Consider the following 17,322-nt stretch of genomic DNA (forward strand, 5'->3'; position numbering starts at 1 on the left):
GCATGAAAACCCAAAACATCCACAAGCTGGTGCGCGCCAGCGCCGCCTACGACCTGCTGCTTACCGCACCCTTTGCCACCCCATGGACCTTCGCCCTTGCGCACGGCCAGCTGTCCGCGCTGAATCAGGCGCTGGGCGGCCTGCCGCTGCCGGCCTTCGGCGCCATGCACCTCCTGTTTGCCTGCCTGATGGGAAGCATCGTGCTGGTCTGGTCCTGGCTGCGCCTGCGCGACCCGCAACCGCAATTCGCCACCTACGACGGCACCGCGCGCTTCCTGTTCAGCACCTGGTTTGCGTGGACATTGGCCGGCGGCGGGCTGCCGCTGGTGTGGCTGTTCATCGTCCCCGAGTTCGCATGGGGCGTCGCCCAGTGGTATGCTGTTCCTCCGTTGAGCAAAAGGAGAGGGTGATATGCAAGCGCAACCTTTAATTGCTGTCAGCAACGTCGAGGCAGCCAGCCGCTGGTACCAGAAAACCCTGGGCCTGAAGAGCGGCCATGGCGGCAACGACTATGAGCAATTGCTGCACGACGGACGCATGGTGCTGCAGCTGCACCGCTGGGACGCCCACCACCATCCCCACATCGGCAATCCCGAGCAGCGCCCCTACGGCAACGGCGCGCTGCTGTGGTTCTGGACCGACGATTTCGACGACGCGGTCGACCGCGCCACGGCTGCCGGCGCGACTGTGCTGGAAGGACCGAAAGAGAACAGCAATGCGCAGCACAGGGAGTTGTGGCTGCGCGATCCGGAAGGTTATGTGGTCGTGCTGGCCGGGCCTTACGGCGACGTCGGCATGTAGCTAGCGCCAGGTCTCGCGCGCCACGCGCAGCATATTGCGGCCCAGGACCTGTTCGATTTCGTTGGGCGCCATGCCCAGCTTGCGCAGTTCGAGCGGCAGCGAGCGCCAGGCATAGATCGGCACGAACGAAGGCGAACGGCCGGCGCGATAGCCGGCCGGCTCCGGCCACCACCATGCCGGGTTGAAGCCGCCGGGCGGCGTATCGTCCAGGTCCTTTTCCCTGAAGCAGATATCCAGCCCGACGCCGGCGTGCGCCACGCCCACCAGGTCGGCCACATACGCCACATGGCGCGCCACGTCAGCCGCAGTCGGCTGCTCGCTGCCGAGGAACCAGGACAGGCCGGACACGCACACCACGCCGCCCGTCGCCGCACAAGCCTGGATCTGTTCATCGGTCACATTGCGCCCATGCGGCACCAGCGCGAAAGGATTGGCATGACTGAACACCACCGGCTTGCTGGAAGCTTCCATGATCTCCAGGCTGCACAGGCGGCCGGTGTGCGAGCAATCGACCATGATGCCCGCCTCGTTCACAGCCTGCAGCACCCGATGGCCCAGGCGCGTCAGCCCGCGCGCCGTGTCATGGCAGCCATCGGCGACGTTGTTGTTACGGTTGTAGGAGAACAGCATCTGGCGCACGCCCAGCCGGGCATACACTTCGGCCATTTCCGGCTGCTCCATCAACGGCATTGCGCCTTCCAGGTCGAAGCCGATAGCCAGCACCCCGTCCGCCGCGGCCTGGATCACTTCATCCACGCCGGACACCAGGCGGTAGCGCCCGGGACTGGCGGCAATGGTGGCGCGGTAGCCGGCAATCACCGACATCACCTGCGAAACCGGATTCATGTCGGCGCCCACGTTGACCGACACATAGTTCACGCCCGCGGAATGGAGCTGGCTGAGGGGTGAAAAGTCCGCCTGCGGATGCTGCGGCAGGCAGATGTGGGCGTCCCAATTGATCATTCTTCTGTAAATGTTGGTAGTTTGATAGCAAACGTATAGTCGCATGAAACCCGGCGCAAGGTATACTGCCGGCTTATCCAATCCAAGCACGCCATGACATTCTCCAGCCTGGGCCTCGCGCCCGCACTGCTCAACGCCGTCACCGAGACCGGCTACAGCACGCCCACCGCCATCCAGACCGCCGCCATCCCGCCCGCTTTGCGCGGCGCCGACGTGCTGGGACAGGCGCAAACCGGTTCCGGCAAGACGGCCGCTTTCGCGCTGCCGCTGCTGCACGCCCTGCTGGAGTCGGGCGGCGCCGGTTCCGGCCAGCGCAAGCTGTACGCGCTGGTGCTGGCGCCAACGCGCGAGTTGGCGGCCCAGGTTGGCGAGACGCTGCGCGGACTGGCCTCGCATTTGCCGTCGCCTGTCAAGGTTTCAGTGGCCTTCGGCGGCGTCTCGATCAACCCGCAGATGATGGCGCTGCGCGGCGGCACCGACATCATGGTCGCCACGCCTGGCCGCCTGCTCGACCTGGTCGAGCACAATGCCCTCAAGCTCGATAGCACCTCGGTGCTGGTGCTGGACGAAGCGGACAAGCTGCTGGACATGGGCTTCGCCGACGAAATCGCCCGCATCATGGCCTTGCTGCCGGCACGCCGCCAGAACCTGTTTTTCTCGGCCACCTTCCCGCCGGCCGTGCAGGCACTGGCCGACAAGCTGCTGCACGAGCCGGTGCGCGTGGCCACCATGGACGAAGCGGGCGACACACCCGACATCACCCAGCGCGCGATCGAGGTCGACCAGTCGCAGCGCACCTCGCTGCTGCGAATCCTGCTGAAAGAAGAGGGCTGGCGCCAGGTGCTGGTGTTTGTCGCCACCAAATACGCCTCCGAGCACGTGGCCGACAAGCTGCGCCGCGGCGGCGTGGCAGCGGAAGCCTTCCACGGCGACTTCAGCCAGGGCGCCCGCAGCTCGGTGCTGAACGACTTCCGCGAAGGCAAACTGAAAGTGCTGGTTGCAACCGACGTCGCAGCCCGCGGCATCGACATCGCGCAACTGCCGGTCGTGGTCAACTACGACCTGCCGCGCTCCCCGGCCGACTACACCCACCGCATCGGCCGCACGGGCCGCGCCGGCGCTTCCGGCCTGGCGGTCAGCTTCATCACCCCCGACGCCGAACAGCACTTCCGCCTGATCGAAAAGCGCCAGGAAGTACGCGTGCAGCGCGAAGGCCTGGCCGGTTTCGAGCCCACCGAGGAAGCCAAGCCGCTGCCCCCCGGCGCCGACGACGGCACCGGCGGCATCAAGGGCAAGCGCAAGAGCAAAAAAGACAAACTGCGCGAAGCCGCCGCCAAGTCCGCCAGCTGACAACAGCCGCGCTCGTGTCACACCATGGGGTCACACCCTAAGTGTGACACGCTCTCAACAATGAATGTGCTTGAGCTCGTGTCACACTCGGGGTGTGACCCCAAGGTGTGACACGGCCTCGGCTGTTATGGGGTGGTGGCGAGCTTGATGCGGCGGCGCAGGCGCTCGGCTTCGCTGGTGTCGCCGGCTTGCTCGGCGCGCTGCAGCTGGACGTTCAGCCAGGCCAGCACCGCCCGGCGCCAGCCTTGGGCGGAGGCGGTGTTGATGGCTGTCGTCACCAGTTCCGGCGTGGCGCGGTTGGATCGCAGCAGTGCCCCGGCGGCGACCATGCGCGACAGCGGATCGCTGACGGCGGCGGCTGCCGCTGCTGCTGCGGTGTCGCTGGCAGCTGCGGCAACCGCGCGTTGCGGCTCGGGCAGCAGGGCGGCCTCGGATGGCGCGGCGCGGCCGGCGAGGTAGCGCGCGTAAGCCTGGTCGGCGGCCGACGCGTCCGGCTGCAGCGGCGTGAAGCCGGGACATTCTTCGAATACCAGCGCCGCTACCTGCACCGCGCAGCGCAGCAGCTCAATGCGGATTGCCAGCGCCGGCTGCGCGGTACTGCCAACCTGGCTGCGCGCCAGCGCGAATTCACGCTCTGCGACCGCTGTCTTGCCTTCCATGTAGGCCGAGGTGGCGCGCTCGGTTGCGCCGGCGGCGTTCAACTGCCAGTCCGGCACCCGCGGACCGCTGCTGCAGGCGGCCAGCGCAACGGCAGCCAGTATTGCGGCGAATTTCGTCATCCTCATGGCAGCTTGATCTCCGGTTCACTGCGCTTGAACGGCCATTTGCGGTTCAGCTCATTGATCATCTGTTCCACCTTGCGCAGGTTGGCATCGACTTCGGCGCGCAGCGTGCTGAGGTCTTCGGTGGCCTCGCGCGTGTTGGCGCCGACGGCTTGCGCCTCCACCAGCACCGCATCCAGCTTCTTCAACGAGTTGCGGGCATCGGCCAGCAGGGCATTCAACTGCTGCACTGCCGCCTGCGTATCGTTGGCCAGGCCTTTGTCGCCGAATACGCGTTTGTCGGCATTGCCCACCAGGCTATCGGCCTTGACCACCAGCGAATTGGCGTTGCGCAGCAGTTCGCGCGCTTTCTGGTCTTCGCCCGCCAGCACGCCGAGCGCGCCGGCGGGGCCGTTCAGCTTCTCGGTCACGCCTTGCACATTGCGCAGGCTGCTGCCCAGTGCCGATTCCTCCGCCGTCAGCGCCGCCAGGTTGTTCAACAAGTCCTTGGCCGTTTGCAGCAGGCGCGGGATTTCGGCCGCCATATCGCCCACCAGCAGCGCGCGCTCGGCATCGGGCGGCAGCGGCGGGTCGGCCGGGATGCCGGTGAAGGCGCGCAGCTTGGCGCCGCCCACCAGGCTCTTTTCCAGCGTGAAGATACTGGTGCTGCGCAGCCAATGCGCGTCCTTGCTCGGTACGTCGACCAGGATGCGGGCCTTGCCGTCCTGCGCCAGTTCGATGCGCTGCACGCGGCCGATCGGGAAGCCGGCGAAGGTCACGTCCATGCCGACCGCCACGCCTTCGGAATCGTCGGCAGTCAGCACCAGCCGCTGCGTCGGCTCGAAAGCGCCGCGCGCGTACATCAGGTACATGACCGCACCCAGCACCAGTGCGACCAGCAGCACCAGCAGGCCCACGGCTTTGGCTTCGGCGTTATGGATCGGCGCCGGTTCCGGGCCGGCTGCGGGAGGAGTCGTTTCGCTCATATCATCAATAATAATTGCCCATCAGGGATGCTGCTTCCACCACCAGTATCACGGAGAACATGCGCACCATGTCCGCCAGTCCGTGCGCGACGCCGATGCGCCGCAGCGGGCTGGACGCGCCGGTGTAATATGAAGAAGCCAGCGGGATCACCGCCACCGCCACGCTGAAAAACACCACCTTCAGCACCAGGATCAGGCATACGGCCGGATTGAAAATCTGCCCCACCACGCGGGTATAGCCCGGCAGCGCCCACGGCGTGAAGCCATACATCACCAGGTAGGTCAGCACCAGGGTCACCAGGCAACTGACCGCAGCCAGCATCCACACCGCAAACACGCCCGCCGCGGCGCGCGGATAAAATTGGGTGCGCAAGGCCGCACGGGCGTCGGGCGCGTTCCCGGCCAGCCTTTGCTGCGCGAATTCGACGCCGGCCGGCAGGGTGGTGCGCAGCGCCACGAACAGCGCCGCCGTCAGCGGCACCAGCTCCAGCACCAGCACGCGCACCACCATTTCCAGCGCATAGCGCGACAGACCGTAGCTCGCCGAGGTGACAACGACGATACGGATGATGACAAGGCTGATCAGCGCGCACAGCACGGAAAACCAGGCCAGGTTGACGGTGGTGGCAACGACGATCTGTTCAGACAGCATGCGCCGGTTATCGCGCCGGTAGCTGGATGGCGCCATGGCGCGCGTCAGCAGCAGCGCGGCGAACTGCAGCAGCTGCCACCAGCTGGTCAGCCATGCGATTGCAGAGCGGTGAGCGTTCATGGTTGGCATACTAGCATTAAGGATGACCTATGGTGTATCGTACTATGTTATGAAACTCCTAAAACTGCTCCTGGCAGCGAGCTTGCTGTGCTGCTCTTTCGTGGCGTCCGGCGCCCCCGATCCGACTGCGCCGCTGCCGCTTGATCCCCAGATCAGGACCGGCAAGCTGGCGAATGGCCTGACTTACTACATCCAGCAGAACCGCCGCCCTGAAAAGCGGGTGGAGCTGCGGCTGGTGGTGAAAGCCGGTTCGGTACTGGAGGACGAGGACCAGCTGGGCCTGGCCCACTTCACCGAGCACATGGCCTTCAACGGTTCCATCCATTTCAAGCGCCATGAACTGATTTCGTGGCTGCAGTCGGTGGGCGTGAAGTTCGGCGCCGACCTGAACGCCTACACCAGCTTCGACGAAACGGTGTACATGCTGCCGATCCCGGTCGACAAGAAGGAAAACCTGGACAAGGGCCTGCTGGTGCTGGAAGACTGGGCCCAGGGCGTAACCTTCAATGATGCGGATATCGAAAGTGAGCGCGGCATCGTGCTGGAAGAACTGCGCCTTGGCAAAGGCGCGACCGACCGCATGAACAAAGTGCTGCTGCCAAAGATCTTCAATGGTTCGCTGTACGCGCGCCGCCTGCCGATCGGCAAGGAGGAAATACTGAAATCCTTCAAGCCCGATGCGATCCGCCGCTTCTACAAGGACTGGTACCGCCCGGACCTGATGGCGGTGATGGTGGTGGGCGACGTCGACCCGCAGGAGGCCGAGCGCCTGGTCGCCAGCCATTTCTCGAAATTGGTGAACCCTGCCAATCCGCGTCCACGCAAGTACCCGCCTATCCCGGAACGCAAGGAATCGGAAGCCATCGTGGTCACCGACCGCGAAGCCCCGTCCAACCTGGTGACGATCCGTTATCCCTTCATGGAACGCGCCGAATCCAGAACGGTTGGCGAGTACCGCACCCACATGGTGGAACTGCTGTCGGCCGCAATGCTCAGCCAGCGCATTGCGGAACTGTCGCAGCAAACCAGCCCGCCGTTCCTGCAAGGCTACAGCAATATGGCCAAGGCCGTGCACGGCCACCAGGCATTCGTTTCAAGCGCCGTGGTGGGCAAGGCTGGCGCATTGCCGGCCATTCGCGCCGTGGTCGAAGAGGGCGAACGCGCGCGCCAGCTTGGCTTCAGCGCGGCGGAGCTCGAGCGCGCCAAGAAGAATATGATGCGCTTCATTGAAAACCTGCACAACGAGCGTGACAAGACCGAGTCCGGGGCCTATGTGAGCGAGTTCACCCGCCACTTCCTGGATGGCGAAGCGATGCCGGGCATCGAGAACGAATACGGCTATTACAAGGACATGCTGCCGGGGGTGACGCTGGAGGAGGTCAACTCCCAGGTGCGCAGCGCGATCCCGGTCGGCCAGAAGAAACTCGTTATCTTCATGGGCAACGACAAGTCGGGCACTGTGGTGCCGCAGGCGGCGCAGATGCTCGCAACCGTCGATGAGGCCGAGAAGGCCACCGTGTCGGCACATGAGGAAAAGGCGCTGGCTGCGAGCCTGATGTCGCAGCCGCCCAAAGCCGGCCGCATCGTCAAGGAAACCTCGGACCAGCTGCTGGGTACCACCGAACTGCTGCTGTCGAACGGCGTCAAGGTCGTGCTGAAGCCGACCGATTTCAAGAACGACCAGGTCCTGATGGCTTCCACCCGTTTCGGCGGGCAGTCGCTGGCGGAGGAGGGCGATATCGTCAATGCCCGCTATGCGAGCGCCATCCTGGCCAGCATGGGCGTCAACGGCTATGCGCCGCTGGACCTGCAGAAGATCCTGGCCGGGCGCAGTGTGCGCTCGGCTTTCGGGATCGGCGGCGTGTCGGAAGGCTATGGCGGCGGTTCCAGCAGCGGCGACGTGGAAACCATGCTGCAGCTGATCTACCTGCAAATGACGCAGCCGCGCCGCGACCAGGCCTTGTTTGATGTCTTCATCGACAAGCAGCAGGAGCAGGCCCGCAACGCCCAGGCGCGCCCGGAAGCGGTGCTGACGGATACCATGCGCACCACCATGTACGGCAACCATCCGCGGGTAGCCCTGACGCCGCGTCCTGAAGAACTGGACGGCATTCGCCTGGACCGGGTGATGGCGCTGCAGAAAGAGCGCTTGTCCAGCGCGTACGGCATGACCTTCTTCCTGGTCGGCAGTTTTGAGCCGGCGAAGATCAAGCCGCTGCTCGCCACTTACCTGGGCGGCTTGCCGGCAGCGAAAATCGCTACCGAATACAAGGATCGCCATGTACGCCCGGTGCGCGGGGTGGTGAAGAAAGAAGTACGCCGCGGCCGCGAGCAAAAGAGCCAGGTCAGCATCGCCTTTGCCGGCGAGGCCAACTACAACGAAGTCGAACAGATGCGCCTGCGCGCGCTGGTCGAGATCATGCAGATCAAGGCGACGGAAGCCTTGCGCGAGCAGCGGGGCCTGGTTTATACGGCGAACATTTCGGGCGGCATGGTACGCCATCCCTACGCCAATTACACCATCAATATCGGCTTGCCGACTGCGCCTGAAAACGTCGACAAGGCGATCGAAGCCACCTTTGCCGAGGTGCGCAAGCTGCAGGAAAAGGGGCCGGAAGAGGCCGACCTGGCCAAGGTCAAGGAAAACTGGAGCAGCAACTACCGCAAAGCCCTGCGTGAAAACGGCTGGTGGCTCATCAACCTGCAGCAAGCGCTGGTCAACAAGACCGACCCCAAAGTGCTGCTGCGCCAGAACGAAATGATTGCCAGCCTGACGGTTGCGGACGTGCAGGCCGCAGCCAAGCGCTATTTCGACTTCAACAATTACGTGCAGGTGGTGATGCACCCGGCCGAGAACAAGCCCGAAGGCAAGGAAGCCAATCCCGACGCAAAGCCGGGGGCGCACGCCGAAGCTGCTAAACTCGCGGATTAAGCGACATTTTTGAATTGTTTTAAATGCATGGTTTCCGTCCCGACCTGGCGCGCTGGCGCCAGCTCCCATCGCCTGCCTGGCTGGCGCGCCTGCTCGATGGCGCGCCCGTGCTGGGGGCGCCTGGCGGGGCATGGGGCCTGTTCGAGGTAGGCTGCGACAGCCTGGCCGACTACCAGTCCGGCCATATTCCCGGCGCCGCTTACATCGACACCAACCGCCTCGAACGGCAGCCATTGTGGAACAAGGTATCCAATGATGCCTTGCTGGCGCTCCTGCTGGAAAACGGCATCCGCCACGACACCACCGTCATCCTGTACGGCCGCAGTTCGCTGGCCGCCGCCCGCGCCGCCCATCTCATGCTGTATGCCGGCGTAGCCGATGTGCGCCTGCTCGATGGCGGCTTCGATGGCTGGCTGCGCGCCGGTCACGCGCTGGAGCAGGGTGCCGGCCCGTTGCCGCAGGCCGCCGCCAGTTTTGGCGCCGTCTTCCCGGCGCGCCCCGACTTCCTGATCGACACCGCCCAGGCGCGCGAACTGCTGCAGCAGCCGGATGGCGCCCTGGTCAGTATCCGCACCTGGCAAGAGCACGTCGGCGCCACTTCCGGCTACAGCTATATCGATGCGCGCGGCGACATCCCCGGCGCACGCTGGGGCCGCGCCGGCAACGATGGCGATGTGCACAGCATGAGCGAATACCAGCACGCTGACGGAACGATGAAACCTTCGGCGGAAATCAGTGCGCTATGGCGCCAGGCGGGAATTGAGCCATGCCAGCGCACCGCTTTCTACTGCGGTACCGGCTGGCGGGCTTCGCTGGCATTCTTCTATGCCTGGCTGATGGACTGGGAGCGCATCAGCGTCTACGACGGCGGCTGGTGCGAGTGGAGCCGGGTCAATCCTTGACCGGCGCTCCGGGAGCGTTTTCTGAAGGAGGCGCAGCATGGATCACCTGCCTGGTCCCGCCGGTTTGCCGCTGGTGGGGAATGTTGGAATCGATACTGCCCATTTCCACCAGAAACTGGAGCAGTGGGCGCGCGAGTATGGGCCGATCTACCGCATGCGCCTGATGGAGCGGCGCTTCATCGTGACCAGCAGGCATGCCGATATTGCGCAGATCCTGCACGATCGCCCGGACCAGTGGCGGCGCTCGCGGCGCGTGGCCAGCATCCTTGAAGAAGCGGCGGCGGTGGGCGTGTTCGCGGCCGAGGGCGAGGAATGGCGCCGCCAGCGCAAGCTGGTCATGCATGCCTTGACGCCGGAAGTCATCAATCGCTTCCATCCCAGGCTTGCGGCCATGTCCGAACGTTTGCGCCTGCGCTGGCTGGCAGCGGCGGAAACCGGGCAGCCGCAACGCCTGCTGCGCGACCTGAAGGCATTTGCCCTCGATGTCGCGATCGGCATGGCCATGGGCCAGGACCAGGACATGGTCCGGAACGAGGACAATCCGCTGCAGCAGGATATCGAATTCGTGTTTACCCAGGTGGCGCGGCGCCTGGTAGCGCCGATCGCCTATTGGCGCACCATCAAGCTGCCTGCCGATCATGCCACCGAGGCCGCCGGCCTGCGCATACGCGCTGCGGTGGACGGCTTCGTTGCCGGCGCGCGGGCCCGCATGGCAGCCAATCCGGCGCTGTACGACAAGCCGGGCAACCTGCTGGAAGCCATGCTGGCGGCGGCGGACATCCCCGGTTCCGGCATCAGCGACGAGACGGTGCGGGCGAATGCCATCATCATGGTGTTTGCCGGCGAGGACACCACAGCCAACACCGTCGCCTGGCTGCTCTACCTGTTGTCGCGCAACCCGCAAGCTGCCGCGCGCCTGGCCGAGGAGGCCGATGCTGCGGCAAGTTCGGCGCAAATGCCTTACCTGGACGCCTGCGTCCAGGAATCCATGCGCCTCAAGCCCGTAGCACCGATCCTGGGCGCGGAGGCGGTGCAGGACGTGGCGCTGGATGGCGTGCAGGTGCCGGCGGGCACCGTGGCCTTCATGCTGGTGCGCCATTCGTTCGAACGCGAAGTGCCGCTGGCCGATGGGGCCGAGTTCCGGCCCGAACGCTGGCTCGATCCCGCCATGAAGGAAAAATTGGACGACCCCGCCCGCAGGATGGTGCCGTTTGGCGGCGGCCCGCGTTTCTGCCCGGGCCGCTATCTGGCCATGAGCGAGATCCGGGTCCTGCTGTCCATGGTGGCGCGCAACTTCACGATCGAGGCCGTGCCCGGCGCGCCGCCGGTGGAGGAGGTGTTCACCGTGACCATGACGCCAAGCGCATTGCCTGTGCTTTTGCGGCCCTGTTCTTCAGCATGGACAAGATGATCGGCAAGGACTTCGAACAGGGGCTGGCGCAGCTGAAGGCGGCTGCGGAAAAATGACGGCAACAGGAAAGTGCAAATAGCGCAACAGGGCTATACTGAGCCTAAACACTCCGCCGGGGGCTGCCATGAAACCGATCCTTTTGTTCGCCGCAGCCCTGCTGGCTGCCCAAAGTACGCTGGCTGGCCCCTTGCGCACCGACCACCCGATTGTCGGCACCTGGCGTTTCGAACTGCCTGATGGCTCCTGTCACGAAATGTACCGTATCCGCGCCGACGGCTCGGCCCTGATCACCAGCGCTGCCGAGATAGCGGAAACCGAGTTCCAGATCGACGACCAGCCCGACGGCGATGGTTTCTACCACTCCAACGACAAGATCGTGAAAGACAACGGCAAGAAGGATTGCACCGGCGAGATTACCGAGGTCGGCCACATCATCCAGTCCTTCATCGTGTTCCATCCTTCGAACAATATGTTCCTGATGTGCCAGCGGCGCGACATGGGAAGCTGCATCGGCCCCTTTGTCCGCGTGCGCGGCACTGAAATCTAGCGCCCCGCCGTGCGCCACGCCCCCGGATTCATGCCCGACCATTCGCGGAAGGCATGGGTGAAAGCGCTTTGCTCCTGGTAGCCAAGCAGGAACGCAATATCGACCAGCGACAGGCCGGGCTGGCGCAAATAGTCGCGCGCAAGGGCAAAGCGCGCTTCGTCCAGCACCTGCTGGAAGCTGGAGCCGGCGTCCGACAGCTTGCGTTGCAGCGTGCGCGGCGCCAGTCCCAGGTCTTCCGCCACGCTGGCAACCCGCACCTGGCCCTGCGACAGCCGGCGCACGATGGCTTCATGCACCTGTGCCGCGATGCCGGCGTTAGCCGCTGCAGCGCGCTGCCTGAGGAGTTGTTCGGCATGCTGCTGCAGCACCGGATAAAGACTCACGTCCGCATTTGGCACCGGCCATGCCAGCAGCGAAGCTTCGAACTGCGCCACATTGGACATCGCATTGAAACGGGGCAGGGCGCCGAACACGCGCATGTACTCGGCGTGGCCGGCCGGATCGCCGCCATCGTGCATCAGCGACAGTTCGGCCGGCGGCAGCGTGGCGCCTGCGAGCCAGTTGCCGAAGACGCGGATGCCGGCAAACACGCTGTCGGCCAGGTGGCGGTGCTGCGCCGGGTAATTCGAATGCCAGGTGTAGTCGGCCAGGGCGCCATGGACTTGCAGCGTGGAGCGTCCCAGGTCGTGCGCCAGCTGTTCGTAGCGCATGGTCTGCTCAAAGGCCTGGCCGAAGTCGCGGCAGCTTAGCAGGACCAGTCCATACACCGTGTAGGTGCCCAGTTTGACGCGCTCGCCCACGTGCAGGCCGAAATGCGGATCGCCGGCCAGCCGGGCGGCAGTATCGAGCAGCTTCACATAGGTATCGGCCGGCAGGGCTTCCGGCAGCGGCTCCAGGGCGCCGGCGGGCAGTCCGGCGGCCTGCTCCAGCGCCTGCGCCGTCACCCCGCGCGCAGCCGCCGCCTCCAGCACAGGTTGCAGGTAGGAGCCCGCTACGCGAGCAGGCTTGGCATGATCGAACAATTCGGCTGGCATGAAAAAGCAAGACTGGCAGGTGGCGATGGATTAAAGTCTATTGAGCAAAGTATAACAAGGGATTGCACATGAAACGATGGAACGGTTGGGGCGACGAGACGGTCGAGTATCCGCTGCATGATGATGCGCTGGCGTTCCTGGCCAGCCTGGTTGGCCAGGGCCGGGCGGTGCAGGATGCCAGTTTCGACGCCGCTTGCGCTTCGCTTGCCGGATCGCGCCTGCCGCCGCACCCCATGATCGATACGGCACCGGCTGTGCGCTTGCGCAATGCGCTTGGCCAAAGCCTGCCGGACTGGCTCAAGTTGCGCTACGGCCGCATTGGCAGCGCGCCGGATGGCGTGGCGTATCCGGAAAGCTCGCAGCAGGTGCGCGAGCTGATCGAGTACGCGCAGCAGCACGGCGTGTCGCTGATCCCGCAGGGCGGCGGTACCAGCGTGGCAGGCCACCTGACCGCGCCGGCCGGCGACAAGCCTGTACTGGCCGTGAACATGACGCGCATGGGCCGCCTGCACCATTTGGACAAGCAGTCGCAGCTCGCCACTTTCGGCGCCGGCGTGCTGGGGCCGGACCTGGAAGCGCAGTTGCGGGCGCACGGCTACATGCTGGGCCATTTCCCGCAATCGTTCGAATACTCCACGCTGGGCGGCTGGGTCGTTACCCGCTCTTCCGGCCAGCAATCCCTGCGCTATGGGCGCATCGAGCAGATGTTCGCCGGTGGCGTGGTGGAGACGCCGCAAGGGCGGCTGGACATCCAGACGTTCCCGGCTTCGGCGGCCGGCACCGACCTGCGCGAACTCGTACTCGGTTCCGAAGGCCGCATGGGCATCCTGACCGAGGCCACCGTGCGCGTCAGCGCGGTGCCGGAATATGAAGCCTTCCACGCCGTTTTCTTCCCGGACTGGGAGCGCGCCGAAACAGCCGTGCGAGCGCTGGCACAGGCGCGCGGCGGCCTGTCGATGCTGCGCCTGTCGAATCCCCTGGAAACGGTGACCATGCTGGCGCTGGCCGGCCACAAGCGCCTGATTGGCCTGCTGGAAGGCTGGCTGAAGCTGCGCGGCTGCAGCGATGGCAAATGCATGCTGATGATCGGCGCCAGCGGCCCGCGGGCCCAGGCCCGCGCCGCCCTGCGCGGCGCCATCTCGACCTGCCGCGGCTTCGGCGGTGTGCACGTTGGGCGCCGCATGGGCGACAAATGGAAGGAAGGCCGCTTCCGCAACGTCTACCTGCGCAACGCCGCCTGGAAGCAGGGCTATGTGATCGACACGGTGGAGACGGCGGTCGACTGGCCGCGCGTGGCGGCGATGATGCGGGCGGTTGAAGCGGCAGCGACCGGTGCGCTGGGCGGCATGGGCGAGAAGGTCCATACCTACACCCACTTGTCGCACCTGTATGCCCAGGGCGCCAGCGTTTATACGACCTTCGTCTACCGCCTGGGCGGCGACTTTGAAACGGACATGGCGCGCTGGCGTGCGCTCAAGCATGCGGTCAGCATGGCCATTGTCGACAATGGCGGCACCATCAGCCACCAGCACGGCGTGGGCAGCGACCACGCGCCATACCTGACGGCGGAAAAGGGCGCCGCCGGCATCGCAGCCATGCAGGCGCTGTTCTCGCACTTCGACCCGCAAGGCATCATGAATCCCGGCAAGCTGCTGCCGGCGGGGCAGGCAGCATGAAGCCGGCTGCCGGCTACGCCGACGCAGGCGGCGCGCAGCACTGGATGCCGGGCGGCCGCGCGCAGGTGGCCGGCTTGCTGGCGCAGGAGTGGGACTTGCTGGTAATCGGCGGCGGCATCACCGGCGCCGGCATCCTGCTCGAAGCGGCGCGGCGCGGCCTGCGCGCCATGCTGGTGGAGCAGCGCGACTTCGCCTGGGGCACGTCGAGCCGCTCCTCCAAGCTGGTTCACGGCGGCTTGCGCTACCTGAAGGAAGGGCAGTTCGCGCTGACCCGTGAATCGGTCCATGAACGCGATGCGCTGCTGCGCGATGCGCCGGGACTGGTCGAGCCGCTGGGCTTTGCCTTTGGCGATTATGCCGGGCGCAAGCCGGGCCGCCGCGCCTTCCTGCTTGGACTGGCAATCTACGACCGCATGGCCGGGCAGCGCGCGCGCCATTATTTCGGCGCGCAGGAGTTCCTGGCAATGGCGCCGCATATCCGCACCGAGGGCCTGCAAGGCGGCATCTGCTACCAGGACGCCAGGACCGACGACGCGCGCCTGGTCATGCGCGTGCTGCAGGAAGCGCAAGCGCATGGCGGCGTTGCCGTCAACTACTGCGCCGTGCAATCGTTGGCAGGGGCGGATGCAGGGCGCGTGCGCGGTGCGTTGGTGCGCTGCGCAGTGAGCGGCGAAACCCACGAGGTCAGCGCCAGGCTGGTGGTGAACGCCACCGGCGCCTGGGCCGACCGCCTGCACGACAAACCCGCAGCGCGCCTGCGCCCATTGCGCGGCAGCCACCTGGTGCTGCCGGCCTGGCGCCTTCCGCTGGCGCAGGCGATCAGCCTGATGCACCCGCACGACGGCCGCCCGGTATTCGCTTTCCCATGGGAAGGCGTCACGATTGTCGGCACCACCGACGTCGACCACCGCACCGACCTGCAGCGCGAAGCTGCCATCACGCAGGAAGAAACCGATTACCTGATGGCCGCCCTGCACGACCAGTTCCCACGGTTGGCAATCAGCGAAGCCGACGTGCTGGCCACTTACGCCGGGGTGCGCCCGGTGATCGACACCGGCAAGGCCGATCCCTCGAAGGAAGCCCGCGACCACGTGCTGTGGCAGCAGGACGGGCTGCTGACCGTTACCGGCGGCAAACTGACCACCTTCCGCGCCATCGCGCTCGACGTGCTGCGCCACGCGGTGCCGCAGCTGCCGCACTGGCAGCCGGACCTCGCGCCGCAGGCCATTTTTCCGGCCGCGGCCAGCGCCGCCAGGCCGCGGCATTTGTCGCCGGGCCAATGCCGGCGCCTGCAGGGCCGCTACGGTGCGCAAGCCGACGCACTGGTCGCCGCCGCCCGGGAAGGCGAACTCGAAGAAATCCCCGGCACCGAAACGCTCTGGGCCCAGCTGCGCTGGGCCGCGCGCCACGAGTCCGTACAGCACCTGGAAGACCTGATGCTGCGCCGCAGCCGCCTCGGCATCCAGCTCTGCAACGGGGCAGCGGCGGTGCTGGGTCGCGTGCGCGCCATCTGCCAGCCGGAATTGGGCTGGGACGACCAGCGCTGGGCTGCCGAAGAAGCGGCATATCTGGCATTATGCCGATCGAACTACAGCCTGCCGAAAGCACGCGAATGAGCAAATACCTCCTTTCCATCGACAATGGCACGCAAAGCGTGCGCGCGCTGCTGTTCGACCTGCAGGGCAACCTGGTCGCCAAGACGCAGGTGCACCTGCAGCCGGCCTACTACTCCGAACAACCCGGCTGGGCCGAGCACAAGGCCGAAAGCTACTGGGACGCCGTGTGCGCCGCTTGCCAGCGGCTGTGGACCGTGACCGACATCCCGCGCAGCGCCATCGCCGGCGTCGCCGTCACCACCCAGCGCGGCACCGTGGTCGCCGTCGACAGCGACGGCAAACCGCTGCGCGCGGCAATCACCTGGCTGGACCAGCGACGCACCGAGCAAGTGCCGCCAATCGGCCCATTGTGGACGGCTGCCTTCAAGCTGGCCGGCGTGGACGGCACCATCGACTACTTCCGCCGCGAAGCGGAGGTCAACTGGATCAAGGCCCACCAGCCCGGCCTGTGGGAGCGCACACACAAATTCCTGCTCCTTTCGGGCTACCTGAATCACTGCCTGAGCGGCCGCTTCGCCGACTCCATCGGCTCGCAGGTCGCCTACATGCCGTTCGACTACAAGCGCCACGCCTGGGCCGGCGCGCGCGACTGGAAATGGCAGGCGCTGGCCGTGCGCCCGGACCAACTGCCCGAGCTGCTGCAGCCGGGCGAAGTGATCGGGGCAATCAGCGCATCGGCTTGCGCCGCCACCGGCATTCCGCAAGGCGTGCCGCTGGTCGCCGCCGCCGCCGACAAAGCCTGCGAAGTGATCGGCGCCGGCGGGTTGGAACCGCATATCGGATGCCTCAGTTACGGCACCACCGCCACCATCAACACCACCACCAGCAAGTACCTCGAAGTCACGCCCTTCATCCCGCCATACCCGGCAGCGATTCCCGGCGCCTACAGCACCGAAGTGCAGATCTTCCGCGGCTACTGGATGGTCAACTGGTTCAAGGAGCAGTTCGGCCATCTCGAGCAATCGGCCGCGGTGGAGCAGGGCATGCCGCCGGAAGCGCTGTTCGACCGCCTGGTGAACGAAGTGCCGCCCGGCTCGATGGGATTGATGCTGCAACCGTACTGGAGCCCCGGCATCAAGGTGCCCGGACCGGAAGCGAAAGGCGCGATGATCGGTTTCGGCGACGTGCACACCCGCGCCCACATGTACCGCGCCATCCTCGAAGGCCTGGCGTACGCCCTGCGCGAAGGCCGCGAGCGCATAGAAAAGCGCAGCGGCACCAGGATCACGGAATTGCGCGTAGCCGGCGGCGGCTCGCAAAGCGACGCCGCCATGCAGCTCACCGCAGACATTTTCGGCCTGCCCGCAGCGCGTGCCCACGTCTACGAGACCAGCGGCCTTGGCGCCGCCATTGCCATCGCAGCGGGCCTCGGGTTGCACCAGGACTTCCACAGCGCCATCAACGCCATGACGCGCAAAGGCCGCGTCTTCCAGCCCGACCCCGCCCACCGCAAAACCTACGACCAGCTCTACCACCGCGTCTACCTGAAGATGTACAAACGCCTGCAGCCCATGTACGCAGAAATCGCCGCAATCACCGGCTACCCCGAGAAGCTATAAAGGAAAAAGTCG

At 65.8% G+C, this 17,322-nt stretch carries 15 protein-coding genes; 10 read left to right on the forward strand and 5 right to left on the reverse strand.

Annotation, left to right across the window (positions count from 1 at the left end; all coding sequences use genetic code 11):
• The first annotated feature begins 2 nt into the window (after nt 1-2).
• Together ASE26_RS28780 and ASE26_RS28785 are read left to right on the forward strand one after the other, a co-directional pair.
• Nucleotides 3-410: a hypothetical protein gene (locus tag ASE26_RS28780; protein WP_055935908.1), complete on the forward strand. Its 408-nt coding sequence runs from the start codon at nt 3-5 to the stop codon at nt 408-410.
• Between the two features lies 1 nt (nt 411).
• Entirely contained in the window at nt 412-801 is a 390-nt protein-coding gene (locus tag ASE26_RS28785) for a VOC family protein (RefSeq protein ID WP_055935919.1), read from the forward strand.
• On the opposite strand, the gene ASE26_RS28790 is transcribed toward ASE26_RS28785, so the two are convergent.
• Nucleotides 802-1,764: a dipeptidase gene (locus tag ASE26_RS28790; RefSeq protein ID WP_055935921.1), complete on the reverse strand. Its 963-nt coding sequence runs from the start codon at nt 1,762-1,764 to the stop codon at nt 802-804.
• A gap of 93 nt (nt 1,765-1,857) precedes the next feature.
• On the opposite strand from ASE26_RS28790, the gene ASE26_RS28795 reads away from it, so the two are divergent.
• Entirely contained in the window at nt 1,858-3,114 is a 1,257-nt protein-coding gene (locus tag ASE26_RS28795; protein WP_057247377.1) for a DEAD/DEAH box helicase, read from the forward strand.
• 125 nt (nt 3,115-3,239) lie between these two features.
• Here the strand turns inward: ASE26_RS28795 and ASE26_RS28800 are convergent, their stop codons facing one another.
• The 3 genes from ASE26_RS28800 to ASE26_RS28810 are packed head-to-tail and all read right to left on the reverse strand — an operon-like array spanning nt 3,240 to nt 5,633.
• Nucleotides 3,240-3,899 (reverse strand): hypothetical protein, encoded by a 660-nt coding sequence (locus tag ASE26_RS28800; RefSeq protein WP_055935927.1) that lies wholly within the window; start codon nt 3,897-3,899, stop codon nt 3,240-3,242.
• Nucleotides 3,896-4,861 (reverse strand): MlaD family protein, encoded by a 966-nt coding sequence (locus tag ASE26_RS28805; RefSeq protein ID WP_055935929.1) that lies wholly within the window; start codon nt 4,859-4,861, stop codon nt 3,896-3,898. The genes ASE26_RS28800 and ASE26_RS28805 overlap by 4 nt, the downstream gene beginning before the upstream one ends.
• A 4-nt stretch (nt 4,862-4,865) precedes the next feature.
• Nucleotides 4,866-5,633 (reverse strand): ABC transporter permease, encoded by a 768-nt coding sequence (locus ASE26_RS28810; protein ID WP_229207268.1) that lies wholly within the window; start codon nt 5,631-5,633, stop codon nt 4,866-4,868.
• Nucleotides 5,634-5,682: 49 nt separating this feature from the next.
• Between ASE26_RS28810 and ASE26_RS28815 the strand changes: the two genes are divergently transcribed.
• The 4 genes from ASE26_RS28815 (at nt 5,683) to ASE26_RS28830 (ending at nt 11,425) form a co-directional block, all read left to right on the forward strand.
• Nucleotides 5,683-8,565, forward strand: a complete 2,883-nt coding sequence (locus ASE26_RS28815; RefSeq protein WP_082507546.1) for a pitrilysin family protein — start codon at nt 5,683-5,685, stop codon at nt 8,563-8,565.
• 23 nt (nt 8,566-8,588) lie between these two features.
• Nucleotides 8,589-9,467: a sulfurtransferase gene (locus ASE26_RS28820; RefSeq protein ID WP_055935935.1), complete on the forward strand. Its 879-nt coding sequence runs from the start codon at nt 8,589-8,591 to the stop codon at nt 9,465-9,467.
• Nucleotides 9,468-9,504: 37 nt separating this feature from the next.
• The gene (locus ASE26_RS28825; protein WP_055935937.1) at nt 9,505-10,878 is read left to right on the forward strand and encodes a cytochrome P450; all 1,374 of its coding nucleotides are present in this window, start codon (nt 9,505-9,507) and stop codon (nt 10,876-10,878) included.
• Nucleotides 10,879-11,002: 124 nt separating this feature from the next.
• On the forward strand, nt 11,003-11,425 hold the full coding sequence (locus tag ASE26_RS28830; protein WP_229207269.1) for a hypothetical protein: 423 nt from the start codon (nt 11,003-11,005) through the stop codon (nt 11,423-11,425).
• Here the strand turns inward: ASE26_RS28830 and ASE26_RS28835 are convergent.
• Complete coding sequence (locus ASE26_RS28835; RefSeq protein WP_055935940.1) at nt 11,422-12,459, reverse strand: AraC family transcriptional regulator; 1,038 nt, start codon at nt 12,457-12,459, stop codon at nt 11,422-11,424. The genes ASE26_RS28830 and ASE26_RS28835 overlap by 4 nt on opposite strands.
• Nucleotides 12,460-12,527: 68 nt before the next feature.
• Between ASE26_RS28835 and ASE26_RS28840 the strand changes: the two genes are divergently transcribed.
• The 3 genes from ASE26_RS28840 to ASE26_RS28850 are packed head-to-tail and all read left to right on the forward strand — an operon-like array spanning nt 12,528 to nt 17,310.
• Nucleotides 12,528-14,135 (forward strand): FAD-binding oxidoreductase, encoded by a 1,608-nt coding sequence (locus tag ASE26_RS28840; protein WP_055935943.1) that lies wholly within the window; start codon nt 12,528-12,530, stop codon nt 14,133-14,135.
• Nucleotides 14,132-15,751, forward strand: a complete 1,620-nt coding sequence (locus ASE26_RS28845) for a glycerol-3-phosphate dehydrogenase/oxidase (RefSeq protein ID WP_082507534.1) — start codon at nt 14,132-14,134, stop codon at nt 15,749-15,751. The genes ASE26_RS28840 and ASE26_RS28845 overlap by 4 nt, the downstream gene beginning before the upstream one ends.
• On the forward strand, nt 15,748-17,310 hold the full coding sequence (locus ASE26_RS28850) for an FGGY-family carbohydrate kinase (RefSeq protein ID WP_055935946.1): 1,563 nt from the start codon (nt 15,748-15,750) through the stop codon (nt 17,308-17,310). Before ASE26_RS28845 ends, ASE26_RS28850 begins: the two co-directional genes overlap by 4 nt.
• Nucleotides 17,311-17,322 lie beyond the last annotated feature (12 nt).

Origin of the sequence: Duganella sp. Root198D2 (assembly GCF_001428585.1) — a bacterium.
Classification (GTDB): Bacteria; Pseudomonadota; Gammaproteobacteria; order Burkholderiales; family Burkholderiaceae_D; genus Rugamonas.

Bases quoted from the DNA above. Each gene is read 5' to 3' on its own strand.
- ASE26_RS28780 (WP_055935908.1), top strand. From the start codon at position 3: ATGAAAACCCAAAACATCCACAAGCTGGTGCGCGCCAGCGCCGCCTAC.
- ASE26_RS28785 (WP_055935919.1), top strand. From the start codon at position 412: ATGCAAGCGCAACCTTTAATTGCTGTCAGCAACGTCGAGGCAGCCAGC.
- ASE26_RS28790 (WP_055935921.1), bottom strand. From the start codon at position 1,764: ATGATCAATTGGGACGCCCACATCTGCCTGCCGCAGCATCCGCAGGCG.
- ASE26_RS28795 (WP_057247377.1), top strand. From the start codon at position 1,858: ATGACATTCTCCAGCCTGGGCCTCGCGCCCGCACTGCTCAACGCCGTC.
- ASE26_RS28800 (WP_055935927.1), bottom strand. From the start codon at position 3,899: ATGAGGATGACGAAATTCGCCGCAATACTGGCTGCCGTTGCGCTGGCC.
- ASE26_RS28805 (WP_055935929.1), bottom strand. From the start codon at position 4,861: ATGAGCGAAACGACTCCTCCCGCAGCCGGCCCGGAACCGGCGCCGATC.
- ASE26_RS28810 (WP_229207268.1), bottom strand. From the start codon at position 5,633: ATGAACGCTCACCGCTCTGCAATCGCATGGCTGACCAGCTGGTGGCAG.
- ASE26_RS28815 (WP_082507546.1), top strand. From the start codon at position 5,683: ATGAAACTCCTAAAACTGCTCCTGGCAGCGAGCTTGCTGTGCTGCTCT.
- ASE26_RS28820 (WP_055935935.1), top strand. From the start codon at position 8,589: ATGCATGGTTTCCGTCCCGACCTGGCGCGCTGGCGCCAGCTCCCATCG.
- ASE26_RS28825 (WP_055935937.1), top strand. From the start codon at position 9,505: ATGGATCACCTGCCTGGTCCCGCCGGTTTGCCGCTGGTGGGGAATGTT.
- ASE26_RS28830 (WP_229207269.1), top strand. From the start codon at position 11,003: ATGAAACCGATCCTTTTGTTCGCCGCAGCCCTGCTGGCTGCCCAAAGT.
- ASE26_RS28835 (WP_055935940.1), bottom strand. From the start codon at position 12,459: ATGCCAGCCGAATTGTTCGATCATGCCAAGCCTGCTCGCGTAGCGGGC.
- ASE26_RS28840 (WP_055935943.1), top strand. From the start codon at position 12,528: ATGAAACGATGGAACGGTTGGGGCGACGAGACGGTCGAGTATCCGCTG.
- ASE26_RS28845 (WP_082507534.1), top strand. From the start codon at position 14,132: ATGAAGCCGGCTGCCGGCTACGCCGACGCAGGCGGCGCGCAGCACTGG.
- ASE26_RS28850 (WP_055935946.1), top strand. From the start codon at position 15,748: ATGAGCAAATACCTCCTTTCCATCGACAATGGCACGCAAAGCGTGCGC.